At 73.5% G+C, this 24970-nt stretch carries 15 protein-coding genes and 1 pseudogene; 6 read left to right on the top strand and 10 right to left on the bottom strand.

What is annotated here, in order from left to right:
• Positions 1-588: 588 nt before the first annotated feature.
• Positions 589-2394 carry a VanW family protein gene (locus NCC78_RS09495; RefSeq protein ID WP_250793526.1) on the bottom strand — a complete coding sequence of 602 codons (1806 nt, stop codon included), beginning with the start codon at positions 2392-2394 and terminating at the stop codon, positions 589-591.
• 166 nt (positions 2395-2560) lie between these two features.
• On the opposite strand from NCC78_RS09495, the gene nudC reads away from it, so the two are divergent.
• A complete protein-coding gene (gene nudC / locus NCC78_RS09490; RefSeq protein WP_250793524.1) occupies positions 2561-3475 on the top strand; it encodes an NAD(+) diphosphatase in 915 nt (304 codons plus the stop codon).
• Positions 3476-3479: 4 nt separating this feature from the next.
• Here nudC and NCC78_RS09485 read toward each other — a convergent pair whose 3' ends face one another.
• Positions 3480-4691: a polysaccharide biosynthesis protein gene (locus tag NCC78_RS09485; RefSeq protein WP_250793522.1), complete on the bottom strand. Its 1212-nt coding sequence runs from the start codon at positions 4689-4691 to the stop codon at positions 3480-3482.
• Between the two features lie 17 nt (positions 4692-4708).
• On the bottom strand, positions 4709-9016 hold the full coding sequence (locus NCC78_RS09480) for an alpha-(1->3)-arabinofuranosyltransferase (protein ID WP_250793520.1): 4308 nt from the start codon (positions 9014-9016) through the stop codon (positions 4709-4711).
• Positions 9017-9183: 167 nt separating this feature from the next.
• Between NCC78_RS09480 and NCC78_RS09475 the strand changes: the two genes are divergently transcribed.
• From NCC78_RS09475 to NCC78_RS09465, 3 genes are read left to right on the top strand one after another with little or no spacing between them, the layout of a single operon-like run.
• On the top strand, positions 9184-11061 hold the full coding sequence (locus NCC78_RS09475) for a glycosyltransferase family protein (RefSeq protein WP_372495096.1): 1878 nt from the start codon (positions 9184-9186) through the stop codon (positions 11059-11061).
• A gap of 31 nt (positions 11062-11092) precedes the next feature.
• Positions 11093-12775: an MmpA family trehalose lipid delivery protein gene (locus NCC78_RS09470; protein WP_250793516.1), complete on the top strand. Its 1683-nt coding sequence runs from the start codon at positions 11093-11095 to the stop codon at positions 12773-12775.
• 35 nt (positions 12776-12810) lie between these two features.
• Complete coding sequence (locus tag NCC78_RS09465; RefSeq protein ID WP_250793514.1) at positions 12811-13005, top strand: hypothetical protein; 195 nt, start codon at positions 12811-12813, stop codon at positions 13003-13005.
• On the opposite strand, the gene NCC78_RS09460 is transcribed toward NCC78_RS09465, so the two are convergent.
• Both NCC78_RS09460 and NCC78_RS09455 read right to left on the bottom strand, forming a co-directional pair.
• Positions 12990-14186, bottom strand: coding sequence for a glycosyltransferase family 4 protein (locus tag NCC78_RS09460; protein WP_250793512.1), 1197 nt, complete (start codon positions 14184-14186; stop codon positions 12990-12992). The two genes, NCC78_RS09465 and NCC78_RS09460, sit on opposite strands and share 16 nt — an antisense overlap.
• Positions 14187-14274: 88 nt before the next feature.
• Entirely contained in the window at positions 14275-15486 is a 1212-nt protein-coding gene (locus tag NCC78_RS09455) for an acyltransferase family protein (RefSeq protein WP_250793510.1), read from the bottom strand.
• A gap of 110 nt (positions 15487-15596) precedes the next feature.
• Between NCC78_RS09455 and pgfA the strand changes: the two genes are divergently transcribed.
• Positions 15597-16808, top strand: a complete 1212-nt coding sequence (gene pgfA / locus NCC78_RS09450; protein WP_250793508.1) for a cell envelope lipid trafficking protein PgfA — start codon at positions 15597-15599, stop codon at positions 16806-16808.
• Between the two features lie 210 nt (positions 16809-17018).
• Here the strand turns inward: pgfA and NCC78_RS09445 are convergent, their stop codons facing one another.
• Complete coding sequence (locus NCC78_RS09445) at positions 17019-18689, bottom strand: DUF885 domain-containing protein (protein WP_250793506.1); 1671 nt, start codon at positions 18687-18689, stop codon at positions 17019-17021.
• Positions 18690-18741: 52 nt separating this feature from the next.
• Positions 18742-18867, bottom strand: coding sequence for a hypothetical protein (locus NCC78_RS32005; protein WP_284706274.1), 126 nt, complete (start codon positions 18865-18867; stop codon positions 18742-18744).
• A gap of 93 nt (positions 18868-18960) precedes the next feature.
• Here NCC78_RS32005 and NCC78_RS09440 point away from each other — a divergent pair.
• Positions 18961-20176, top strand: a pseudogene (locus NCC78_RS09440) (DMT family transporter); the annotation flags it as partial.
• Here NCC78_RS09440 and NCC78_RS09435 read toward each other — a convergent pair.
• The 3 genes from NCC78_RS09435 to NCC78_RS09425 all read right to left on the bottom strand — a co-directional run.
• Positions 20059-21129, bottom strand: a complete 1071-nt coding sequence (locus tag NCC78_RS09435; protein WP_250793502.1) for a PHP domain-containing protein — start codon at positions 21127-21129, stop codon at positions 20059-20061. The pseudogene NCC78_RS09440 and the gene NCC78_RS09435 sit on opposite strands and share 118 nt — an antisense overlap.
• A gap of 65 nt (positions 21130-21194) precedes the next feature.
• On the bottom strand, positions 21195-24089 hold the full coding sequence (locus NCC78_RS09430) for a glycosyl hydrolase (protein ID WP_372495095.1): 2895 nt from the start codon (positions 24087-24089) through the stop codon (positions 21195-21197).
• Between the two features lie 259 nt (positions 24090-24348).
• On the bottom strand, positions 24349-24970 hold a 622-nt coding region (locus tag NCC78_RS09425), incomplete at its 5' end, for a M23 family metallopeptidase (RefSeq protein ID WP_250793499.1).

The following is a 24970-nucleotide window of genomic DNA, read 5'->3' as shown; positions in this document are numbered from 1 at the left end:
GGTACTGCACTCGGGAGGGTGTGGGAGAGTAGGACGCCGCCGGACAACCATTCCATTCAGGGCCACCCTTCGGGGTGGCCCTGAATGCGTTTACAGCCCAATTCCGACGGGCTGCAACCGCACCACTTCCCGGGCTTGAACGCACCACTTCCCCGGGCCATTGGAACTGGGCGCATCGATGGGGCGGGTGTGTTGGTGCGGCTGGCGGCCTTTGGAGCTGGGCGCATAGAAGGACCGTAGGTCCTGGCCGCGGTTGTCAGGCCGGGTGACGGTACGGCACCGGCATCGCAACATCCGCTCCATCCATGCCGCCCCAGCTCCAAACGTGGCGAGCGGCGGCCCGCACCCGCCCTATCCAATGCGCCCGGCTCCAAGGGCGGCGAGTCCTGCCACCGCCCGTCTCATCGATGCCCGGTGCCCCAAAGAGATGTGGTCCATCCCAACGCCCCTGGGCGGAAGAAGAGAAACGCCGGACGGGAGTGGAAGACGACCGGCACGGAAACCGAGGGCGCGCGGGCGCGTACGCCGGAAAAGGAGCCGCCCCGCCGGCGGGGCCGGCGGGGCGGTGACGGGCGGGAGCGCGACGGGTCAGGAAGGTTCGGGGCCGCAGATGTATCGCGGCTCCGCGTCGTAACGCCAGGTGAAGCGCTCGCGCTTGACGACCTTCCCGTCCTTCTTGATGACCCGGAACGCGTCCTGGATGAACCCGTCGATCCCGTTGGCGGGGATGCAGGACGGGCCGGGCTCCAGGTAGATCGTCTTCGGTTTGGTGATGTCGCGGCGCGGACCGTACTCGGTCTTGACGCTGTCCCAGATCTTCGTGCTCCAGATCGACACGGTGATCGAGCTCGACGTGTACGAGGTGTCGATCAGGACGCCGTGCTCGGTGTTGTTGCGGAACTTGAAGTCCAGGTCCGGCCAGAAGATGGTCGACTCGATGACCGCCGGGTACCGGCTGAACCAGTACGAGTGCGGCTTGTGCTCGACGTCCTGCAGTCCCGCGTAGTAGGTGGCGTTGAACAGCGTGGTGGTGAACTGCGAGGTGCCGCCGCCCACGCCGGGCACCAGCTTGCCGTCGAGGATGACCGGGGCGTCGCGGTAGCCCTGGGCGTAGCCGCGCTCGCCGGTGTGACCGTTGAGCGAGAACGTCTCGCCCGGCAGCACCAGCGTGCCGTCGACGTCCTTGGCGATGGTGACGATGTTCTGGCTGCGCGGCGAGGAGAGCCCGCCGGTGAACCGGGTGGTGAAGGTGGAGACCTGCTCCTTGATGCCCAGCCCGGCCAGCTTCTCGGCGGTCAGTTCCGGCTGGGCCGGCTTCAGCTCGCCGGCGACCTCCCGGCCGTCCGCCTTCGGCAGGACGGCGAGCAGGTCCCGGCCCAGCGCGGCGCTGTCCAGCTGCTGACCCGGACTGCCGTCGACGACCTTCGGCTTGCCGGCGACGATGCTCACCTGGGCGTCCTTCGGCGGCGCCTCCACCTTCGCCAGGTCGTCGCCGAGCGCGGCCCGCAGGCGCTTCACGTCGACCTGCGGGGTCAGCTTGCCGGCCTCGTCGGCGGTGAACCGCAGACTCTTCGCGATCGCCGCCGGCGGGATGTCGACCGAGCCCTTGCCGGTGGTCAGCCGGACCGGCGCGGCGACCGCCGGCTTCGCCAGCTCGGCCACCAGCCGGTCCACCTCCTCGGCGGTGGTCGCCGGATGCGACTCCACCAGCGGGACGGTCACCGGCTGCCCGGCCAGCCAGCCCTCCCGCACCACCTGGGCGGAGCGCTCCGGGTCGAGCGCCAGGCTCGGCTTCGGGTGCACAGCCTTCGGTGTGGTGCCCTTCCAGCTGATCGCCGGCATGGTCATCTTCCGACCCTGGTCGCCGACCACCTTCTTCAGCGCGGCGTCGAGCCGGGCCACGTCCACGGTCACCACCGGCTGCACCGAGCGGGACCCGACGAGCCGGTCCACCGCGTGCGCCTCGGCCTCGGCAGCCGCGGCCACCGTGGCGTCCACGTCGATCGCCAGGCCCACGTCCGCCGGATTGATCTCGGCGGTCCGCTCGCCGACGCGTACCGGCAGGGGGGCGGCGAGGGTGGCGGCGCGGCGGTCCAGCTCCGCCCGCAGCTCGCGGGCGGCCTCCGTCCGGCTCCGGCCGCCGAGCTCGGCGCCGAGCACCGTCGTCCCGCGCGGCACGTCACCGGCGTACGCGTAGGCGCCGACGCCCGCCACGGAGCCGAGCACCGCCGTGGCGACCCCGGCGGCGAACAGCAGCCGGAACCGGCGGGACCGGGAGCCGCCGGGCCGAACCGCGGGCTCCGGCTCGTCACCCGGCCAGCTCACCGCGGTGACCTGCACAGTGGGCCGGTCATCGGCGGGTGGAGTCTTCTCGCCGTACAGCGTCACAGTCACCTCGATCGGGACATACCACTGGGGGGAACTTCGTTCACCCGGAAGACAACTACGGTAACCAACGTGCCGTCGTTGCGGCAGTCTGCGCCCCACCCGTCGTGGTACCGCGTGTCGCGGGTGCCGCCCGGCCGCCGGACGGGGGTGCCGACATGGCACGGTAGGGGACATGCGAGCGGACGAGGCGGTCCTGGCGTACGGGGGCGGATGGCTGGACCGGGCGGGGGCGCTGCGCGGCGACCCGGAGCGGATCTCCAAGCTGCTGGCCGAACCGGACACCGTGGTCCTGCCGCTCTGGCGGGACCGCTGCCTGGTCGCGGCGGACGTACCGGTCCGGCTGACCGGTGACCGGGCGGCCGGGGTGCTCGCCGCCGCCGACGAGACCGTCTTCCTGGGCGTGGACGGCACGGCCGTGTTCGCCGTCGACCTCTCCGGCCTGTCGGAGGACGCCGCCGTCGAGCTGGCCGGGGCGACCGTGGCCGTGGACGTCCGGGCGCTGGTCGGCCGGCTCGGCCCGGCCGAGGCGGCCGTGCAGGCGTACGCGCGGGGGGTGCTGCACTGGCACCGGCAGCAGCGCTTCTGCGGCACCTGCGGCGCGTCGACCGTCACCGGGGGCGGCGGGTACGTCCGCTCGTGCACCGGGCCGGACTGCGGCCGGCTCCTCTTCCCCCGGATCGAGCCGGCGATCATCGTGCTGGTCGAGGCGCCCGGCGCGCCGGACCGCTGCCTGCTGGCCCGGCACGCCGGCGCGCCGGAGGGGGCGTACTCGACGCTCGCCGGTTTCGTGGAGGTGGGCGAGAGCCTGGAGGACGCGGTCCGGCGGGAGATGGCCGAGGAGGCCGGGGTGACGGTGGTCGACCTGGCGTACCAGGGGTCGCAGGCGTGGCCGTTCCCGGCCGGGCTGATGGTCGGCTTCCGGGCCACGGCCGCGTCCGAGGAGGTCCGGGTGGACGGCGTGGAGCTGCTGGAGGCGCGCTGGTTCACCCGGGACGAGCTGCGCGAGCGGGCAGCCGCCGGGCGACCGCTCGGCCGGGTCGACTCGATCGACCATCATCTGCTGCACCGCTGGCTGGCCGAGGGCTGACCGGTCATTCCGGCCCGGCGGAGGCCGCCGGGCGCTGCCGGAGGGCGACCGCCGCCATGGCGACCGCCGCCACCACGGCGGTCCCCAGCGCGCTCCACAGCAGGCCGGTGACGGTGCGCGGCGCGACGGCCACCGCGACGACGACCAGCCCCACGGTGGCCGCCCACAGCGGTGCGGCCGGCCACCGGGCACCGGCCGCTACCTGGGCGTTGAGCAGGACGAACACCACCGCGTAGAGGGCGCCGACCGCGGCGAAGAGCGGGGCGTGGGCGCCGAGGTGCGCGTAGTCGGGCCCACCGGCGAGTCGGAAGGCCAGCCCGCCGGCGAGCGCCGAGGCGAGCACCAGCAGCAGCCCGGAACCCCCGGTCACGGCCAGCGCGACCGTCCGGCTGCGCCGGTCACCCCGCGCCAGCCGGGGCAGGGCGAGCACGGTCACCACCTGCGGTGCCCAGAGCGCGCCCTTGGTGAGCACGGTGCCGACCGCGTACGCCCCGGACTCCGCCGGTGGCAGCAGCTGCCGGGCCAGCAGCAGGTCGGCGTACGAGACGACCAGCATCGCCAGGGTCGCGCCGCAGCCGACGACCACCTGGCCGGCGCTCAGGGGCGGCGCGGTCGACGGGGTCGGAGCCGACGGCCCGGCCAGGCGGGCCAGCACCAGCGGGACGAGGGCGGCGGTCAGCGCGCCGAGCAGCAGCGAGCCGGTCAGCCCCGCACCGAGCAGGAGCCCCGCGACCACGCCGCCATAGCGGCCGGCGGCCAGCAGGGCCATGCCGACGGCCAGCCGCAGGAAACGCTGGCCGCCCTGCAACTCGCCGAGCCGGCGCGAGGAGAGCACGACGGCCGCTGTGGTGACCGCCAGCAGGGCCGGTGTCTCCACCGGGAGGTGCAGGCTCGCGGTGAGCAGCGGGGTGGCCGCCACCAGCGCCCCGCCGGAGATCGCGGCGGTCACCAGCGTCGCCCGGCCGGTGGCGGTACGCCCGTGCCGGGCGTGGTGCACCGCCACCGCCAGTTGCAGGCCGAGACCGGGCACGCTGGCGATGGCGACCAGCCCGAGGGCTGTGGCGAGCGCGCTCAGCTCGGCCGCGTCGAGCTGGCGGGCGGCGAGCACCGGCACCAGGTAGGCCAGACCGTTGGTCAGGGTCGCGGCGATCGTGACGGCGACGCCCGCCGTCCCCAGTCGCTCCGTGCCGGGCCGCTGCGCTCTGGTCTGTGTCATCCTGCCCCCGTTTCCGTTCAGGTGATCGAGGACAGCTCGGTGTCGCGCCACGGGGGCGTCTTCGGCGGCCCCGGTGAGGCCTGTGACGCCGTCGGCTCGCGCGGGGGCGGGGTGACCCGTCGTACGGGTCTGCGTCGGGTGGCCGTGGAGAGCCAGAGGCAACCGAGGGCGAGGACCACCGCCAGCTGCGGCCCGGCGTCCACATGACGCTGTTCCGCGCCGAGATAAAGCCACCCGGCCAGCAGCATCAGCGCCCCGGGCAGCCACGTCTCGGACGCGCGGCCGAGCATCCGGGCGCGGCGCGGGTCGGCCGGCCAGGGGACGCGGAGCGGGCCCAGGACGGCCAGCACGAGGCCGGCGACGACCAGCAGGACGCCGACGACACCGCCGAGCATGACCAGCGCGGCGGCTCCCGCCACGAGCAGCGGCACGGACCGGGCGGCCCGACGGCGGGCCGGAAGGTTCGTCGCCGACGGCTGCGGACGGTCGCGGCGGCGGTCGGGGAGCACCGCGAGGGCGACCACCCCCAGCAGCAGGACCCCACCGAGGAACAGTGCCGCCCGGTACGTCGTGTCGGGGACGAAGCGCAGCACCACCTCGCCGGAGGTGCCCGCCGGCAGCAGCCACCCCTGCTGCCAGCCGTCGAGGACGATCGGCTTCAGCACGACCCCGGAGACGGTGGCCTGCCAGCCGGTGTTGGTGTTCTCCCGGACCGCGAGGACACGGTCGACCGGGCGCTCGGCCACCCGTACCCGTCGCTCGGTGGCCGCCCAGGACCCGATCTCCACCGTGCCGGGGGTGGCGGCGGGGACGGGCTGCGCCACCCGGGGCACCAGGGCGAGCCTCGTCGGGGTGGCCAGCGCGCTGCCGGACGCGACCAGGCGTTGCTCACCCGGCGCCAGCCGCAGCTGCCCGGGGGTGCCCCTGCCGCACGGCTCCGCCGGGGCCTCCCGCAACTCCAGCAGGTCCCGGACGGTGGCGCGGAGCGTGGTCCGCACCTGGACGCCGCCCACGACCAGCGACGGCCCGGACCCGCAGGCGAGCTTCACGGGCGCGTCGAGGCGCTGCTGCGCCGTGGGTGCGCCCGGCAGCACGGTCACCTCCCCGACCGCGACCGGCAGCGGCTCCGGCGCCCGAACGCCGTACGGGTCCCGGCTGTAGGCGGAGGGCTTGTCGAGGAACTGGATGGTGATCTCGTCGGTCCGCATCGGCGGACTCATCGTCAGCTGCCCGTTCTTGCCGAGCAGGCCGCCGCGGACGCCGTCGTCACCCACCACCCGGACGCTGCCGAGCTTCGTGGCGGCGGCCGTCGGGTCCACGGAAAACCGCAGCCCCGTGATGACCTGGGGACGGAGCCACTTCAGCCGCAGGATCGGGGCCTCGTCGCTCAGGGCGGGTGACCAGGCGGTCGAGAGGTCCCCGTCGAGCACGGCGCCCGGGCGGGCGGCCGGGTCGGGCACCGCCGTCGACGAGGCGCTCACCTCCGGGGGGACGCGCAGCGACTGACCGGCGGCGATCTCCGCGTCCAGGGCGGCGTCGAGGGCGCTGCCGGGCTCAGGACGCGCCCAGATCCGGGTGGTGTACTCCCCGGCCGCCGGCAGCGCCACCGTCCGGTCGATCGCCCGGCCGTCCTCCGAGCCCCGCGCGGCGTCGGCGGAGCACCGGGATTGGCCGTCGACGAAGAAGCAGGCCGGTGTGGTGGGGGCGGCGGAGACGACGATGGCCGCGGGCCGGCCGGTGGCCGGCGCGGCCGGGGTGACGAGGGTACGCGCCGTGCGGATGCCGGGGATCTCGATCTCGGAGATGCCCACCGTGCCGTCGCCGGGTCGGGACCCGATGGTCCCGTCGATGGCGATCCGGATGTCCCGGGTGGCGTGCACACCCGGCAGGGTGAAGGTCATGCTGTCGCCGAACGACTCGACGGCCAGGCTCTCGTATCCCGCGTTGACGGTCACCTTCGTCGGCACGGTGCCGGCCTTCAGGTCGAACCGGACGCGCACCTCGTTGACCCTCGTCGGGTTGGCGAGGGTGACCTCCAGCCACTGGCCCGCGCCGGGCTCCTCCGGCGTGGACTGCCAGGAGGTGGCGGTGTCGCCGTCCATCGCGGCGAAGGGCTGGTGTTCCGGGCGGGCGCCGCCCTGGGCGCCGACCTGCGAGCGGGAGCTGGACGCCCGGATGGAGCTGATCCCGTCGTAGCGGGCGACGGTGGTGAGATCCCCGCCCCAGTCGGGCAGGTAGTCGTGTGCGGGCGCCGGCACGTTGAAGGTGTCGTCGGCGGTGAGGGTCGCCGAGGTGTTGTCCCGCAGCCGGCCGAACGACACGTCCCGCCTGCGCAGGCCGTCAGTGATCGTCACCGGTCCCGAGGTGCCGCCGTCGGGCAGGTCACCGGCGAGGACGGTGGGGGCCGTCGGCAGCTGGCCGGCCGCGGCGAGGTCGAGGAGCGACTCGGGCCCGCCGACGACGGTGGTCACGTCGCTCAGGTCGTGGGCGACGACCGGCTCGACGGTGCGGTCGACCCGGAACACCTCCAGGGCCCGTACGGGCACGTCGAGACCGTGGTCCTGGAACACCCCGGGCGTCTGCGGGCCGCCGCGTACCGGCCCGAACCGGGCGACCGGCGTCAGCCCCGGTGACCGTTGCAGCGCCTGGCGGACCACCGCCGGTCGGGCGGTGTCGGAGCGGCCGTGGTCCAGGTCGGCGCGGAAGAGCACGTGGCTGATCCCGGAGCGGGCCAGGAGGTCGGCGAGACCGGCCGAGCCGGCACCGGTGACGAGCGCCGCGTCGATCGCGTCGAGCAGCCGGATGGTGGTGGGCGGGGTAAAGGGGATGGCGTTGCGTACCGCGAAGCGGCTCTCCAGCAGTGCCTGGGTGATCTCGTCGGTGGTGTTGCCCCAGTCGTAGGAGGGGAAGCGGGCACCGGGGACGACCAGCACCCGCCCCCGCCCGGTGTTCGCGTCCAGCCAGTCGGCGGCCTCGTGCCAGTAGCCGGGGACCTTCTTGACACTGCCGGGCGTGGCCAGCCCGCCGGCGAGCGCCGGGCTGGCCACCCCGGCGATCGCGACCATGGCCACCCCGGCGGTCAGCCAGGCCCGGGCGGCGGTGCGCCGGCGGCGGCGTACGGGCGCCGTCCGTGCCGCCCGGATGACGACGCCGACCAGGTGCGCCACGCCGAGCGCGAGCGGCAGGCGCAGCAGTACGTCGAACTTGTGCACGTTGCGCAGCGGGGCGCCGACGCCGTCGAGGAACTGCTGTTGCGGGCCGGCGAACGTGTTGGGCAGGTCGCCGACGTGTCCCAGGCCGACGAGCGCGGCACCGAGGACGAGGCCGGTGACGAGGAACCGGCGGTGCGGCATCCCGCGCCGGGACAGCCCGAGGACGCCGAGGCCGGCGACCGTCAGGGTGGCGACGACGAGCATCGTCCCGGTGGCGAGCCGCGCGCCGGCGGGCAGCGTCGGGCCGAAGGCGCCGCCGAGGTACGCCACCCAGTAGGAGGCCCCCCGCAGGACCGTCACGCCGTCGGTGACGCTCGTGGTGAACCGGGCGCTCTCGATGTAGTCGAGGAACGGCGGGCTGTACCGGCCGAGGACCAGCAGGGGCACCAGCCACCACGCGGTGGCGAGGGCGACCGCCGCGCACCAGGCGGCGAGGGCGGTGAGTCGACGGCGTAGCGGCCGCAGGGCGGCGAGCCAGAGCAGCGCCAGCGGGACGACCGCGAAGACCGCGGTCGCGTTGACCCCACCGGCGCAGGCGACGGCGACGGCCGAGCCGGCGACGGCACGCCGGAGCGGGGCGCCCCGGGCGAGACCGATCAGGGGAATCAGCACCCAGGGCGCGACGGCGCTCGGCCAGGCCTCCACCGACGACCAGCCGAGCTGGGTCAGGATCCGCGGCGACAGCGCGAAGGCCACCGCGGCGATCATCCGGCCCGCCGGCGTGCCGATGCGCAGCCGACCGGCCAGCCGGACGGCCCCCAGGTACGCGACGCAGAAGAGCAGTGTCCACCAGAGTCGCTGGACGACCCACGGCGCCAGGCCGAGTTCTGATCCGACCAGAAAGAACGGGCCCATCGGCCAGAGGTATCCGTACGCCTGGTTCTGCAGCTGGCCGAAGGTGCCGGCGGGATCCCACAGGTGCAGCGAGCGGAGCAGCCATCCGGCGGGGTTGACGTTCAGGTCGACTTTGGTGTCGGGGACCGTCAGCCCGGGTTCCTGCTGGAAGGCGAGCGCGGAGAGCGCGATGCAGATGACCAGGTGCCGAAACCGCCGTGCCGTGCGTCGCGTGCGACGGCCCGTCGATTCGGTGCCAGTTGTCACCTCTGCACGCATTTCGGCTCCTGTCTCCGCCGTCCCGACGCGCCGCCGGCATCCGGCGCAGTTGCGAGAGGTTAGCCGGGCCCCGTCCGGGCGGACGACCTGGGGCGCTGCGTCGGCGTTATCGGGAGAACGGCGGTCCCCACGGCGTGTAAGCGTGTGGCAGGCTGCCGACCATGTCAATGCCAGAAGCTGAGGCGGTGACCCGCCCCGACCCCGGCGCCGCCGGTGGGGACGGGCCCGGGCCGGTCGTGCGGTGGATCCAGGCCGACCGCGTACGCGCCGTCGCAGTCGCCCTGATCGTGGTCGCGGTGGCCTGGCGCGCGGGTATCGCCACGCGTGGCTGGTTCTCGCAGGACGAGTTCGTCATCGCCGCCCAGGCGCTCGACACGCGCCTCACCCCGGACTTCCTCCTCCGGACCTTCAACAACCACCTGATGCCGGGTGGTCTGCTGGCCGCCTGGCTGATGGTCCGCGCCGCCGGCTTCGCCGCCTGGCCGTGGGTGCTGCTGCTGACGGTCGGCCAGGCGGCGGTCAGCATCGCCTTCTACCGGCTGCTGCGCGACCTGCTGCGGCCCGGGTGGGGGTTGCTCATCCCGCTGTGCATGTTCCTGTTCAGCCCGCTGACCCTGGAGGCGAGCTCGCTGTGGCTTGTCGGGCTGCTGATGCTCCCCGTGCAGCTGGCCATGGTGCTCGCCATCGCCGCGCAGGTGCGGTACGTGCGCACGGGGCGGTGGCGGCACCTGGTCGCGGTCGCCGTGTGGGTCGTGTTCGGCCTGCTCTTCGACTCCAAGGCCCTGCTGATCGTGCCGCTGCTGTTCCTGCTGACCGTCTGCCTCTTCACCACCGGCGGTGCGGTGCGCAGCCTGGTGGAGGCGACCCGTCGGCACTGGCCGGTGTGGCTGCTGCTCAGCGGCGTGTCGGTGGGCTACCTCGCGGTCTACCTGACCCGACCGGCCGGCGAGCTGATGGTTCCGAGGTCGGTCGGCGAGGTGCTCACCTTCGTCGGTGACCTGATCGGCGACACCCTGGTCCCGGGCCTGCTGGGCGGGCCCTGGCGGTGGTCGTACGCCGGTGACGGTCCGCCGCTGGCGGACCCGCACGACGTCGCCAAGTGGCTCTCCTGGGCCGTGCTGCTGACGCTGGTCGTGGTCACCGTCCGGCGGCGCCCGTCGGCCGGGCGGGCCTGGCTGCTGCTGCTGTCCTACGTCGCCCTGGTCGCCACGCTCTTCGCCGCGACCCGGCTCGGCAACGTGCTCAGCCCGCTGGCCGGCCTGGTGCCCCGCTACGTCGCCGACGTGGTGGTGGTCGCGGCGATCTGCGTCGGGGCCGCCCTGCTCGGGCGCGCCGACGCCGAGGAGGACGACGTGACCGCGTGGCCGGTGCCGACGGTGCTGCGGGAGCCGGGCGCCTTCGCGGTCGGCCTGGTCGCCATGGTCGCCGTGCTCGCCACGATGGCGGTCGGCACGCTCTGGAGCATCGCCCGGTTCGGCGACAACTGGAGCACCAAACACGGACGGGAGTACCTGGCGACGGCGCAGGCGGAACTGGCCTCCGCCCCGCCGGACACCGTCTTCCTGGACGGCATCGTCCCGGACCGGGTGGTCGCCCGGTACTTCTGGCCGGACAACCTCCAGTCGCACTTCTTCCGCCCGGCGGACCGCAGGCCGGTCTTCGTGACGCAGGCCGAGCGGCCGTCGATGTTCGACGACGCCGGCCGGATCCGCCCGGCGACCGTCGAGGGCCGGAAGATCGCTCTGAGCGGGGTGGGGGACTGCGGACACCTGGTCCAGGGGGCGCGGACGACCCGGATCCCACTGGAGGGGCCGGTCGAGGAGTGGCCGTACGTCGTCTACTTCGGCTACCTGAGCTCCGGTGACTCCACCGCGATCTTCCGGCTCGGCAGGGCCAGCCGGGAGATCACCCTGCGCCGCGGGCTCAACGAGGTCTACTTCCCGCTGGAGGGAGGGGGCGGCGCGGTCCAGGTCACCGTGCTCGAACCGACGGTGGCGGTCTGCACGAAGGCGATCACCGTGGGCAGGTTGGTACCGGCGTCCTGACCGACCGGACCCGCCTGTCAGCATGCAGGGCGTGAGGAACCTGTCGGTGCGGGAACGGTGGCCGCTGCACGTCGTCGCGGCCGCCGTCACCGTGCTGGTGCTCGCGCCCCTCGCGGCACCCGGCTACGCGCTGCTGTACGACATGGTGTTCGTGCCCCGGCAGCCGCTGAGCTGGGAGCTGGTGGCGCCGGCGCAGAGCCTGCCCCGGGCGGTGCCGATGGACGCGGTCGTCTCCCTCGTCACCCAGTTGGTTCCGGGCTGGCTCGTGCAGCGGCTGGTGCTGGCCGCGGCGATCTTCCTGGCGGCGGTCGGGGCCGGCCGGCTGGTGCCGACGGAACGGCGGGGGGTCCGGCTGCTCGCCGCGGTCGGCTACGCGTGGACGCCGTACCTCGCGGAACGGCTGCTCATCGGCCAGTGGGGGCTGCTCGTCGCGTACGCCGCGCTGCCCTGGATCGTCCGTGCGGCGCTGCACGTGCGGGCGGGCCGGCCCGGCGCGGTGCCGCGGCTGGTGCTCGTCGCCGCGCCCGCCGCCATCACCCCCACCGGCGGTCTCCTCGCGTTCGCCGTGGTGGCCGTGCTGGCGTGGACCCGGCAGCACCCGCGGTCGTCGGCGCTCGCGGCCGGGGGAGTGGTGCTGCTCAACGCGCCGTGGGTGGTGGCGGCCTGGGTCACCGGGGCGGGCGGCTCCTCTGATCCGGCGGGCGTGGAGGCGTTCGCCGCCCGGGGCGAGAACTGGGCGGGCCCGCTGGTCGCGCTCGCCGGGACGGGCGGGATCTGGAGCGCGCAGGCGACGCCCGGCAGCCGCTCCGCCCCGCTGGTTCCGCTGGCGACCCTGGCCCTACTGGTACTGGCCGGCATCGGCGCCGGCCCGCTCCGGCGGAGACTGCCGGCGGGGGTGGCGGCGCGGCTGGCGGGGCTCGGCGGGGGCGGTCTGCTCCTCGCCGCGCTCGGCGTGCTGCCGGGGGTGGACGCCGCGCTGCGTTGGGCGGTGGTGCACGTGCCGGGGGCGGGACTGCTGCGCGACGGCCAGAAGTTCCTCGCGCCGTACGCCCTGGTGCTGGTGCTCTGCGCGGCACTGGGCGCCGAGCGGCTGGTGGCGCGGATGGACCCGGAACTGGCGGGCGTCGTGCTGGCCGGTCTGCTGCTCCTGCCGGTGGCCGTCATGCCGGACCTCGCCCTCGGTGGCGCCGGGCGGCTGCGGCCGGTGAGCTACCCGGCGGACTGGCGGCTGGTCGCGGGGCGGGTCGCCGGCGAAGAGGGCGAGGTCCTGGCGTTGCCGCTGAGCGCCTACCGGGCGTACCCGTGGAATCCCGGCCGGGTGGTCCTGGACCCGCTGCCCCGGTACCTGGACGCCGACGTGCTGACCGACGACACGCTCCGGGTCGGCGACGTCGCGGTGGCCGGGGAGAATCCCCGCGTCCGGGAGGTACGCCGGCTGCTCCGGCAGGGGCGGCCGGTGGCCGGGACGGGGGTGCGCTGGGTGGTGGTGCAGCACGGTACCGCCGCCGAGGTGGACCCGGCCGTGCTCGCCGGTCTCGATGTCGTCCACCACGGGCCGTTCCTGACCCTCTACCGCAACCCGACGGTGGCGCCGGCGCGAACGGCGTCGGCGGGGGCCGCGCAGTGGGCGGTGGCGGGCGCGTCGGGAACTGCCCTTCTGGTGGTCGCAGCTGCCGCCTTTTCGGCACTACGCCGCCGGCCTACCGCGTGGTAACGTCCGCTCGCACGTCTCGCCCTAGGAGGAATGGCATGCGCAAAACCGTCACGCTGCTCGTGTCGGGCCTGGTTGCAGCGGTGCTCGGGGTCCTGGCGCTGGGAGGTGTCGCGGCAGCCGCCACCACCACGGACGTCGAGGCGGCCCAGGAGGCCAAGAGCGCCCGTGAGGCGGCCCAGAAGGCGGGCAAGCCGGACCCGTTCGCGCCGGAGGTCTACGGCACCAGGTAGGACGGTTCGCCCCGCCGCTGTACCGGGCGGGGCGCACCGTGACCGGCCACCAGGGCCGCGAAGCGTCCGCCCGCGGCCTGCCAGGTGAAGCTCGCGGCGTGCTGCCGGGCCTCCACGCCCATCCCCTGCCGGATCTCGTGCTCCCAGAGCAGCGTCCGCACCTTCGCCACGTAGTCGTCAATGTCGTCGGCGAGCAGCCCGGTGCGCCCGTCGACGACCGCCTCGGCGACGCCGCCCGCGTCCCGGAACGCGACCGTCGGCGTACCGGCCGACCCCGCCTCCACGATGGTCAGGCCCCACCCCTCCTTCAGCGACGGGGTCAGGGCCACCCAGGCCGAGGCGAGCAGGGCCGCCTTCTCCTCCTCCGTCACGAAGCCCCGGAACTCGACCCGCTCGGCGATCTCCAGCTCGGCGGCGAGTTCGCGCAGGTGCGACTCCCACCAGCCCTGACCGGCGACGACCAGGCGCAGCTGCGGCAGCTCCTCGCCGAGGGCCGCGACGGCCCGCAGCGCCACCTCCACCCGCTTGTGCGGGACCAGCCGGTTCAGCGTCACGAGCAGCGGGAACGGCGCCCGCTGCGCGTCGGTGCGGGGCAGTTCCGGGGTGCCGTTGTGCACCACGGAGACCTGCTCCGGGGGCACCCCGAGCGTGGCCAGCTCCCGGCGGGTGGCCTCGGAGACGGTGACGTAGCGGCACCGCCGGTAGATCCGCACGGCGAACGACGACTCGACCCACCAGCCGAAGCGGGCGGCCCACGGGGGAAGCACGACGGGCCACTGTTCGCGGTGCACGTGGTGGATCAGCTTGACCACCGGCCGCCGTGCCCACAGCGGCGCCAGGAACGGCAGGCCGTTGCAGACGTCGACCAGGACCTCCGGTCGGCCGCCCCGCCGCCCGGAGAGGGGACCGAAGCCCAGGGCCCCGGCGACGTAGCAGAGCGCCGCCCACAGGTAGACCGTGTGCCGTCCGCCACGCCGCACCAGCCGTACGCCGCCGTCGTTGACCTCCTCGGCGGGGGCCTGGCTGTGCGCGGCGCAGAAAATGGTGGCGCGGAAACCGCGGGCCACGAGTTCGGCGGCGATCCGCTCCACGTAGACCTCCGAGCCGCCGCCCTCGGGGTTACGGGTGTCCCGCCAGTTGAGGAACAGCACGTGTCCCGACGTGCCGGCGCAACGTTCCACGCGATTCCTACTCTCAAGTAATTTAGCGACGCGCGTCACACTAGGCGTTGAGAGTCAGGGCCGGCAATGGCCAGTGGGGTGCCCGTGCTCAGCGTGACGTGCCGACCACGGGCACGGAGGGGCCGGGCACCGGGGTCCCGGGCCGCCGCCTCCGCCGTTGGGTGCCGAGCAGTTGGATCGGTTGCTCGATGCCGTAGTAGCTGACCGCCGCGTAGGCCAGCCCACCGGCCATGGTGAGGGCGAACGTGCTGAGCAGTCCGCCGGTGAAGAGCGGGCGGTCGTCCACGAGGTAGATGAGTTCCAGGACCAGCGGGTGCCAGAGGAACAGCCCGTAGGAGACCGCGCCGAGCCAGCGGGCGGGGGCGGTGCCCAGGGCGACGCGGATCCGGGTCGGGGGACCGAACGCCACCGGCACCAGGATCAGCACCCCGATCGCGAGGTAGAGGGTGAGTTTGACGGCCAACTCCGCGACGGTCGGCTCGGCGAGGTCGCGCGGCCCGGCCACCGGCGTCGTCGCGATCGCCAGCAGGCCGACCGCCGCGACCCAGCAGGCGATCGGCGCCGCCGCCAGGTCGTCGAGGACCCGGAAGACGGTCGGGGCGGTGCCCGTCCGGAGGGCCACGTGCGCCGCGGCGAGGGCCATGCCCGCGCCGAACCACCCGCCGTACGCGGGGAGCCAGGTGGTGTGCAGCCCGGTGTCGAGCCAGCCGGCCGCCATCGCCGCGAGCCACCCTGCGGTGAGCAGGACCCCACCGGCCGCGACGAGGGTGGTGCGGACCGGTCGCCACGTCCGGCCGACGGCCAGCGCGGCGACCAGCGGCAGCAGGAGGTAGAACGCGACCTCGGTGGCGAGGCTCCAGGTCTGGCTGAGCCCGTGCCGCAGCTGGCCCCGCTCGTAGATCTGGGTGAAGGTGAGGTGGCGCAGCCAGTCTCCGGCGGACGCGGGCTGGTTCTGCGGCAGGACGATCAGGCAGACCGCGACGGTCAGCCAGTAGGCGGGCAGGATCCGCAGCGCCCGGCGCCAGAGGTAGCGCCCGGTGCCCGGCCGGGGCCGGTCGGTCGCGGCGCTGAGCGCCCAGGGCCGGAAGAGCAGGAATCCGGAGAGCACGAAGAAGATGGCGACGCCGACGTCCAGCCGCGCCAACCAGCCGCCCCACTGCTCGTTCGCGGTGGCGCCGGTATGGAATCCGACATGGTGGCCGACGACCGCTGCGGCGCCGACCGCGCGGAGCGCGTCGAGGGCGGGGAGGCGGCCGCTGGCCAAAGGCTCTGACGCCGATGACGCGGCGGCTGGGGACATCTGGACATCCAGGGGGTCGCTTTGGAGGTGACCGGAGAGTAACCTCCCGCCATGTTAAGGATCGGATGCCCCTGACGACAGTCGTAGGGCGGCAGGTTGCAGGAGGATGAGTGAAGCTTCGTGTGGGTGCCGCGCTCTTTGGGCTGGGCGTCTTGTTGCTGGTTTTCGCGGCCGGGTTGCCGCTGTACGTGGCTCCCGCGGTCACCAAGCTCCCCTATGATCTGCAGCCGACGACCTCAGCCGCCGAGGCGCAGAACGCGCGGTTCTTGAAGATCACCAAGATCGGCGACACGGTCACCATCGATGTTCCGGAGGCCACGCTGGTCTCCAACGTTGAGGTCATCCCTCAGCCGGAGGACACCAAGGATCGCCTGCCCAAGGACCTCAAGGGCAAGACGGTGATCTGGGACGTCTACCAGACGGTGAAGCGCACCGACACCAAGGAAGTGGTCAGCCAGTACAGCACCGAGCTCGCTCTCGACCGGGTCTCCGGCGCCGCTGCCCGGTGGAAGGACCAGTGGCTCAACGAGACCGGCGCCCAGGAGACTCCGGTCGGCAACGTGACCTACTCCGGCCAGGTCTACAAGTTCCCCTTCGGCACGAAGAAGAGGGACTATCCGGTCTTCGACCGGGACCTCAAGCGGGCCGTTCCGGCGAAGTTCATGGGCACCGAGACCATCAAGGGCCTGGAGGCCTACCGCTTCGAGCAGCGGATCGAGAACGAGCCGCTGACGACGCCGGAGAGCAGCATCAAGACCCTGCTCGGCAAGTTCTCGCCCGGTGCCACCACCGGTCAGATCGTCTACAGCAACACCCGTACGCTCTGGGTCGACCCGGTGACGGGTTCCTACGTGAAGGTGCGTGAGCAGCAGCACAAGGAGCTCCGCCCCGACACGGGAGCGCCCACCGTGCTGCTCGACGCCGACTTCAACTACACCGAGGCCACGATCACCAAGAGCGTGAAGACGGCCAAGGAGAACCGGTCGAAGATCGGCCTGATCAGCCTCTGGCTGCCGATCGCCGCCGGCGTTCTCGGCCTGATCGCGCTCGTCGCCGGCGTGCTGCTGGTGCTGCGGTCGAACGGCACGGGCGCCGCGCGTCACCGGGCGGACACGGTGCCCGACGCCGACCCGACGCCGACCGTGGTGGACCAGCCGGCGGTGGCCGACGACGCGCGGGACACCGCGGAGCAGCCGACGGTGGCCGAACGGGAGGGCGGGCCGTTGAGCGACGAGATCCCGCCGGCGTCGACCAACTGGAAGGCTGACGACCCGACCGTGCCGGGCCAGCGCCCGGCGCCGGACGAGGTGGAGAAGCACTGATCGCGCACTGACCGCGCGCGTGAACTGAGGGGTGGACCGGACCAGTCCGGTCCACCCCTCGGTATTTCGGCACCACCCACCGCGTTCGTTACGGGATCGTTATCCATCGATGGCGCTGACCGCCCGGCCGGCGCTGAAGCTGACCCTGAGCTGACCTCGCTCCACCACCACCGGGTGCGGGGCCGGCGTCCCACCGGCCCGCACCGCGCCTCAGAGTCGGCCGAGCGCCTTGCGGAGCGGGTCGAGCCCCAGCGAGCCGAGATCGAGCGCCTGCCGGTGGAACTCCTTGAGGTCGAAGTCGGCGCCCTTGCGGGCCTTCGCCTCGTCGCGCGCCTGGAGCCAGATCCGCTCGCCCACCTTGTACGACGGCGCCTGCCCCGGCCAGCCCAGGTAGCGGTTCAGCTCGAAGCGCAGGTTCTCGTCCGGCACCCGGCAGTGCGCCCGCATGAACTCCCAGCCCAGCTCCGGCGTCCAGCGCTCCCCGGGGTGGAAGCCGAACGGGTTGTCGCGCGGGATCTCCAGCTCCAGGTGCATGCCGATGTCGACGATCACCCGGGCGGCCCGCATCGCCTGCCCGTCCAGCATGCCGAGCTTGTCGCCCGGGTCTTCCAGGTAGCCCAGGTCGTCCATCAGCCGCTCGGAGTAGAGCGCCCAGCCCTCGCCGTGGCCGGAGACCCAGCAAAGCAGCCGCTGCCAGCGGTTGAGCAGTTCGGCGCGGACCGCGGTCTGCCCGACCTGGAGGTGGTGACCCGGTACGCCCTCGTGGTAGACGGTGGTCACCTCCCGCCAGGTGGAGAAGTCGGTGACACCCTGCGGCACCGCCCACCACATCCGCCCCGGGCGGGAGAAGTCCTCGCTCGGGCCGGTGTAGTAGATGGCGCCGTCGCTGGTCGGGGCCAGGCAGCACTCGATCCGGCGGACCTGCTCCGGGATGTCGAAGTGGGTGCCGTGCAGCTCGCTGATCGCCTTGTCGGCCAGCGCCTGCATCCAGTCCCGGAACGCCTCCTTGCCCTGGATGGTCCGGGCCGGGTCGGCGTCCAGCGCGGCGACCGCCTCGTCGACGGTGGCGCCGGGGCCGGCGATCCGGCCGGCCACCGTCCGCATCTCCGCCTCCAGCCGCGCCAGCTCCGCGAACCCCCAGGCGTACGTCTCGTCGAGGTCGACCCTGGCGCCGAGGAAGTACTGCGAGGCCAGCTCGTAGCGCTCGCGGCCGGCGGCCTGCTTCTCCCTGCCGAGCGGGGCCAGCTCGGTGCGGAGGAACTGCCCGAACTCGGCGGTCGCCGCGGTGGCCGCCGCCGCGCCCCGGCGCAGCTCCGCGCCGAGGGTGCCGTCGGCGCCCAGCCGCTCGACCAGCCCGTGGAAGAAGTGGTCGCCGTCCGGGTCGACCCAGATGTCGCACTGCTTGGCGACCTCGACCAGCTGCACCCGGGAGCTGACGTGGCCGGCGGCGGCCGCCTCGCGCAGGGTGGCCTTGTAGCCCTCCAGCGTGCCGGCGAACCGGTTGAGCCGGGCGGCGACGTTGGCCTTGGCCTCGTCGCTGTCGGTCGGCATCAGGTCGAAGACCATGCGGATCTCGTGCAGCCCGCTGGCGATCACGTTGACCTCGCTGGTCACCTCGCCGGCCTCGTAGCGGGCCAGGTCGAGGCCGAGCCGCTCCTGCATGGCCTCCTTGGCGGTCCGCTCCGTCTCCGATTCCGGCTCGGTCACGTCCAGGTCGGTCAGCGTCCGGCGGGTCAGCTTGGCCCGGGCCGCGTACCCGTCCGGCGAAAGGTCGTCGAGCTGGTCGTCGTAGCCGGCGATGCCGACGTAGGTGGCGCCGGTCGGGCTGAGCGGCGCCCACTCGGCCACGTACCGGTTGGCGAGGTCATCGATTCGTCCCACGCTGCGACCCTACGTGACCACACCGCCCGCTTGTCGAGCGTGTTACGCGTGTTCAAGGCAGCAGTTCGGCCGGATCGAAGTCGATCGGGAACGGGGCCTCGGCCCGCAGCCGCCGCCCGCTGGCCGCCTGCGCCACGGTGTCGTAGCCACCCAGCCTCCCGAGGGTGAACAGCTCCATCGCCGCGTGCCGCAGGCGGCGGGAGATCTCGACCCTGTGGTGGTGGACACGGTGGCCGAAAGTCGCGGGACATTGTCGTACGGCTGCGGCAGAGTGTCAGGGGTGACAGCGGATTTCACCCCTGACAAGGCGGCACTGCGCAGCTGGTTGCCCGGCTTCCTCGCGCTGGCCGCGATCTGGGGTTCCAGCTTCCTGTTCATCAAGGTCGGCGTCGAAGAGCTGCACCCGCTGCACCTCACGCTCTACCGGGTCGGCGCCGGGGCGGTGACCCTGCTGGTGGTGCTCGCCGTGCTGCGCGACCGACTGCCCCGGGAGCCCCGTGTCTGGGCGCACCTGACGGTCGTCGGCGCGTTCGGGGTGGCCCTGCCGTTCACCCTCTTCGGCTACGGCGAGCAACGGGTCGAGTCGATGCTGGCGGGCATCTGGAACGCCACCACCCCGCTGATCGTGCTGCCGCTGGCGGTGCTGGTGTTCCGCACCGAGCGGCTGACCGTCCGCCGGGCGGTCGGGCTCGGGCTGGGCTTCGTCGGCGTGCTGGTGGTGCTCGGCGTCTGGGAGGGCGTGGGCGGGGCGCACTTCACCGGGCAGCTCATGTGCTTCGGCGCGGCCGCCTGCTACGGCATCGCCATCCCGTACCAGAAGAAGTTCATCGCCGGCAGCTCGCACTCCGGCCTATCGCTCTCCGCGGCGCAGCTGCTGATGGCGACGGCCCAGCTCGCGGTCGTCGCGCCCCTCGCGGTGGGGGCGCCGCCGGTGCCGACGACGCTCTCGGGTGAGGTGGTGGCCAGCGTGCTGGCGCTCGGTGCGCTCGGCACCGGCCTCGCCTTCGTTATCCACATGCGCAACATCCGGGTCGCCGGGGCGAGCACCGCCTCGACCGTGACCTACCTGATCCCCGTCTTCGCGGTGGCGATCGGCGCGCTGGCCCTCGACGAGCGGCTCACCTGGCACCAGCCGGTCGGTGCGCTGATCGTTCTGCTCGGCGTGGCCGTCTCGCAGGGGCTGGTCGGTCGCCGGCGGCCCGCGCCGGCCACCGTCGGCACGCCCGCCGTGCCTGCCGCCGAGCCGGCCGCCCGCGCCTGACCCCACCCGTCCGGCCGCGCGCCGCTGGCGGTCCATCCCTCGCCGAGGTGGCGGTGCGTGGGCCGGGGGTCGTCGGTCGCGGCGGGTCGTCGGGCGGCGGCCCGCCGGTCAGCCGCGCCCCCGCGCCCACTTGACGAGCCGGTCCGCCGGCCAGGTGTTGACCACCCGGTCGGCGGGCACCCCGCACAGGGCCGCCCGCTCACAGCCGAAGCGCTGCCAGTCGAGCTGGCCCGGGGCGTGCGCGTCGGTGTTGATCGCGAACTGGCAGCCCGCCTCCAGGGCCCGGCGGATCAGCCGCTTCGGGGGGTCCTGCCGCTCCGGACGCGAGTTGATCTCGACCGCGACCCCGCGCTCGGCGCAGGCCCCGAAGACCGCCTCGGCGTCGAAGTCGCTCTCGGCCCGGGTCCGCGGCCGGTGCGCCCGGTCGCCCGGCCCCTTCACCCCGGCCGGCCGGGACGACACCATCCGCCCGGTGCAGTGGCCGAGGATGTCCAGGTGCGGGTTGGCGATCGCGGCCAGCATCCGTCGGGTCATCTTCGCCCGCTCGTCGTTCAGCCCGCTGTGCACCGAGCCGACCACCACGTCGAGGCGGGCCAGCAGCTTCTCGTCCTGGTCCAGCGAGCCGTCGGCGAGGATGTCCACCTCGATGCCGGTCAGGATCCGGAAGCCCTCCGGCAGCGCCTCGTTGACCTGCGCCACATGGTCGAGCTGGCGGCGCAACCGGTCGGCGGTCAGCCCCCGGGCCACCTTCAGCCGGGGTGAGTGGTCGGTCAGCACCACGTACTCGTGGCCCAGCTCGACCGCGGCGAGGGCCATCTCCTCGATCGGCGAGCCCCCGTCGGACCAGTCGGAGTGGGTGTGGCAGTCGCCGCGCAGGGCGGTGCGCAGCGCGGTGGCCTCCGCGTCCAGGTCGCTGCCCTCGGTGGCGACCAGCCGGCGCAGGTAGACCGGTTCCTCGCCGGTGAGCGACTCGGTCACGCAGCGGGCGGTCACGTCGCCCACCCCGGACAGTTCGGTGAGCTTTCCGGTGCGGGCCCGCTCGGCCACCTCGGCGGTGGGCAGCCCGGCCAGCGCCTTCGCCGCGGACCGGAAGGCCCGGACCCGGTAGGTGGCCTCGTTCGCCCGTTCCAGCAGGAAGGCGATCCGGCGCAGGTCGGCGATGGGGTCCCGGGCGCTCATTCCATGCAAAATACGCTTCCGCGCCGCCGGTCGCGGAACGACCGGCGGCGCGGAATCCGGCGGGATCAGGTGTACGGCAGCCGCACGACGGACCTGTCGCCGATGCCGAGGGTCGTCGGGTTGGCCCCGATCGCCGACCAGACCTCCACCCGCACCGTGCCGTTCGCCAGGGCGCCGAGCGCGCCGGTGGCGGAGAGCAGGCCCGAGTTCTGCGTGTAGTGCTCGTAGCCGGGGACCGGGTCGGTGGCGAAGTACCGGTACGTCTCGACCCGCTCCCACCCGCCGTTGCCGGTCAGGTCGTACGAGACGCGCACCTGCACCCCGTTGCCGACGGCCTGGCCGGCGTCGAGGAACAGGTCGAAGGTGGTCTGCCCGCCGGCGTACGCCAGGTCGAGGCCGGTCGCGGTGAAGACCTGCGGGTTGGTCGGCGTGCCGTCGTGGTTTCCGTTGGCGGCGGCCACCGTGGTCGTCGTGGTGCCACCGGCCGCCCCCAGGCCGCCGCCCGGCAGCAGGTACCGCGTCGGCGAGTCCGGCGTCGGCGGTGGAGTCGTCGGCGGTGGCGTGGTGGGCGGGGTGGTGGTCGGTGGGGTGGTGGTCGGCGGCACGCCGCCGGTGGCGCTGCCACCGCTCCAGGTCTGCGCCCCACCGGTCGCCGTCTTCCCGGCCGGCACGGCGAGCGTCCTGCCGTCGGAGAACGTCACCGTCAGCGGCGCGGCGGTGATGTTGCTCGCCACGTAGGTGCGGGCGCCGTTGCGGGTGAAAACGGCGGCCAGCGGATGGTTGGCGGTGACGCCGGTGTCCACCTGGCCCAGCGCGGCGAGGTTGCGGATCCAATGGAACGTGTGGGCGCGACTCTCCCCCTCCTCCGGCGTGTAGCCGGGGTTGGCGCGCAGCTTCGCCAGCGCCGCGTCCGGGTCGCCGAGGGCCAGGAACTGCCAGAGGATGTCCTGCCAGACCGTGGGTTCGCCGCCGTTGTTGCGGACGAGTTCGGCGTAGTTGGTCCGGTTGTAGGCGGGCTTGTGGCCCAGGTACAGGTGCCCGCCGGTCACCGGGAGCATGTTGATGCCCTGGATCATTTCCGGGTCGGCGGTGAACCAGGTGGCGTAGGCGCCGCCGTCACCCCAGACCATGCCGACCGTCGAGTGCCCGAACCCGGCCGGGAAGTTCTCGTCGGCGACGTCGAACCAGTACTCCTGGATCGCCGCCGCCTGGGTGGTGTGGATGAAGATGCCGGCGTCGCGCACGGCGGTGTTGCCGGTGGCCTGTCCCCACTGGATGAGCGCGTTGGCGAAGTTCATCCCCTCGGACGAGGACTCCTGGTTGTTGCCGGCGTTGAACGAGCCGTGCCCGGCGGCCCAGTCGTGCCCGGCGTAGATGTCGAAGTCCCGCAGGTACGGAAAGCGGGTGTCGGAGCGGCTGTAGTTGTTCGCGTCCCGGATCAGCAGGTCGACCATCCCGCCGTACTGGTCCTGGCGGGCCCAGGCCGGGTCGAACTTCGCCAGCGTCGCGGCGGCGGCCACGAAGTAGCCGTAGTGGAAGTGGTGGTCGTTGAGCTCCTGGTCGGAGCCGTACGAGGCGGGGTAGCCGATCAGGGTGCCCCAGTTGCGGTCGTAGTAGAAGAGCCGGGCGGCCTCGCCGGACGACGCGGTGAACCAGTCGTTGAGCGTGGTCCGGATGGCGTTGAGCGCGGCGGTGCGGGTCTCCGTGTCGCCGACCTGGTCGGCGATCTCGGCGATCCGGGCGGCGCGCCCCAGGCCCTTGCCGGTCCAGTAGGTGTCACCGCCGCGCTGGTCCATCGGGTTGCTCCGGGTCGCCGCCAGGTGGTTGCGCAGCGTGGTGAGGTCCGTTCCGCTGCCGGTGGCGACGGCCGGCACCTCCGGCAGCACCCCGTGGAACTTCATCGAGGTGCGGAACTCCACGACGCCGGTGAGCACCTTCATCCGGCCCCGGGCCGACGGGTACGTCGACGTGAGCGGGGTGGACCCGGTCAGCGACTTCCACTGGTGCGGGTAGAGGCTGACCACCGTCCGGGTGGCCGTGCCCTCCCGTGCTGTGGTGGTGAAGGCGTACGTGGTGTTCACGGTGCTGGTCGCCGGGTCGTACGCGTACGAGACCCGGGTGCCGGTGACGTGGGCGTGGGCGTACTGGCCGAAGGTGGCGGCCAGTTGGGCGCGGGTCGCGGCGTCGGTCGCCGGCGAGGTGGGCAGCAGGGCGAGGGAGAAGTAGCCCTTGCCGGCCAGGCCGGAGGTGATCCGCCCGCCGCTGACGGTCCAGCCGGCGCCGGCGGGGGCGTACGCGACGTAGTCGTGGCCCTTGACGGTGAAGCCGATGGTGGCGCCGTTGTGGGACCAGATGGTGGGGCTGCCGCCGGTGGGGTTGATGACGGCGTCCCCACCGCTGGTCCGGAAGTACGTGAATGGCAGGCCGTGGCCGATGGTGGCCCGCATGGTCCGGGCCCCGTCGCTCCAGTACGGGGTGACCGTCCAGTCGGTCCAGTCGTCGACCTTGACGACCGGGGCGCCGAGCGCGGCCACGCCGACGCGGATGTCCTCGGAGTAGGGGTACTTGAACTCGCCGACGCCGGTGGACGTGCCGGAAATCGTCGGGGTGGAGGTGGCCGAGAAGCCGAGGCCGTCACCGAAGGTCTGGTAGGAGACCGGGTGGGCGTGCAGCGGCTCGCTGTACGTGCAGTTGGTCTTCTTCCACAGCAGCGACGACCACCAGTCGTTGGTGGGGACCGGGCCGGCCGGCGCGTTGGCGGTGGCGAACTGCCGGGGGTTGGTGGAGAGGTCTCCGCAGCCGGTGGGCAGGGGGCCGACCGGGTCGGTGGTGTAGCTGCCGGCGCCGACGGTGGCGGCCTGCGCGGCGGTGGTGGTGACGACGGCGAGGCCGCCGAGGACGAGGGCGAGGGCGGTGGTGGCCGCCAGGGCCCAGGCGCGGTGTGACGCAGGAGGTTTCACGGTGCCTCCCATCGCGCGGGGCCGGTGGGCCGGCCCGGCGCATGAGTCGAATTGTGAGGAAAGGTGACCGAGAGAGCGCTCTCTCCGTGGCGGCGACGCTAGCCGAGCAACAAGACTCCCGTCAATGTTTCCGACCGATGAACCACAGATGTCGGGATTAGAGCGTCGTCGATCTCGCTCCCCGTCGAACCCGCCTTCACGGCGGGCGACGTGGCCATCGTCAAACGCGCGCGGAACCCGGGGTCTCCCCGGCGTGCGGTCAGGCGGCGGGGGGCGCCTTCGGGCAGCCGTGCCGGCGGTGCCAGGCGGCCACCTCGGCGGCGGGCTCCCGGTTGCCGTTGCGCCGCCAGGAGTCGAGGTAGGGCGCCGGCCAGACCACCCCCCGCCGGATCCACCAGCCGTCCCGGCCCGTGCACGGTGGGGAGATGCCGAAGTGCAGGTGGCAGACGTTGTTCGCGTTGCCGGTGCGGCCGACCGTGCCGAGCTGCTGCCCGGCAACCACCCGCACCCCGGCGTCGATTCCGTCGGCCACCTCGGTCAGGTGCGAACCGTAGTAGCGCACCCCGTCGTCACCGAGCAGCGACACCGACAGCCCCCCGTTGTACGGCCCCCGTGGCCCCCGCTTGTCGAACCGGTCCACCCGGCTGACCTCGAGGATCGTGCCCTCGGTGACCGCGACGACCGGCTCGCCGCAGTCGGCGAAGATGTCGGTCCCCGGATATGTGGAGTGGGTCGGGTGGTAGTCGACCTTCCGGGCACGTACCGGAAAGACGTGCGGCAGCCCGACGCGGGCCGGCAGCGCGGACGGGCCGGTGGGGGCCACGGCGTCGCGGGTCGGTGCCGGGGCCGACGGCGCCGGCTGGTCGGCGGTGGCCGGCGCG

The sequence above is a fragment of the Micromonospora phytophila genome, from assembly GCF_023656545.1.
Lineage (GTDB): Bacteria > Actinomycetota > Actinomycetes > Mycobacteriales > Micromonosporaceae > Micromonospora > Micromonospora phytophila.
The sequence above is the reverse complement of the archived record's forward strand: the minus strand, read 5'-3'. Positions and strand labels throughout refer to the sequence as shown.

What these genes read in the sequence shown, in the direction of transcription:
- NCC78_RS32005 (WP_284706274.1), bottom strand. Translation starts at nt 18,867, where the DNA reads ATGGAGCTGTTCACCCTCGGGAGGCTGGGTGGCTACGACACCGTGGCG.
- NCC78_RS09455 (WP_250793510.1), bottom strand. Translation starts at nt 15,486, where the DNA reads ATGTCCCCAGCCGCCGCGTCATCGGCGTCAGAGCCTTTGGCCAGCGGC.
- nudC (WP_250793524.1), top strand. Translation starts at nt 2,561, where the DNA reads ATGCGAGCGGACGAGGCGGTCCTGGCGTACGGGGGCGGATGGCTGGAC.
- NCC78_RS09435 (WP_250793502.1), bottom strand. Translation starts at nt 21,129, where the DNA reads ATGAGCGCCCGGGACCCCATCGCCGACCTGCGCCGGATCGCCTTCCTG.
- NCC78_RS09480 (WP_250793520.1), bottom strand. Translation starts at nt 9,016, where the DNA reads ATGCGTGCAGAGGTGACAACTGGCACCGAATCGACGGGCCGTCGCACG.
- NCC78_RS09485 (WP_250793522.1), bottom strand. Translation starts at nt 4,691, where the DNA reads ATGACACAGACCAGAGCGCAGCGGCCCGGCACGGAGCGACTGGGGACG.
- NCC78_RS09465 (WP_250793514.1), top strand. Translation starts at nt 12,811, where the DNA reads ATGCGCAAAACCGTCACGCTGCTCGTGTCGGGCCTGGTTGCAGCGGTG.
- NCC78_RS09475 (WP_372495096.1), top strand. Translation starts at nt 9,184, where the DNA reads ATGCCAGAAGCTGAGGCGGTGACCCGCCCCGACCCCGGCGCCGCCGGT.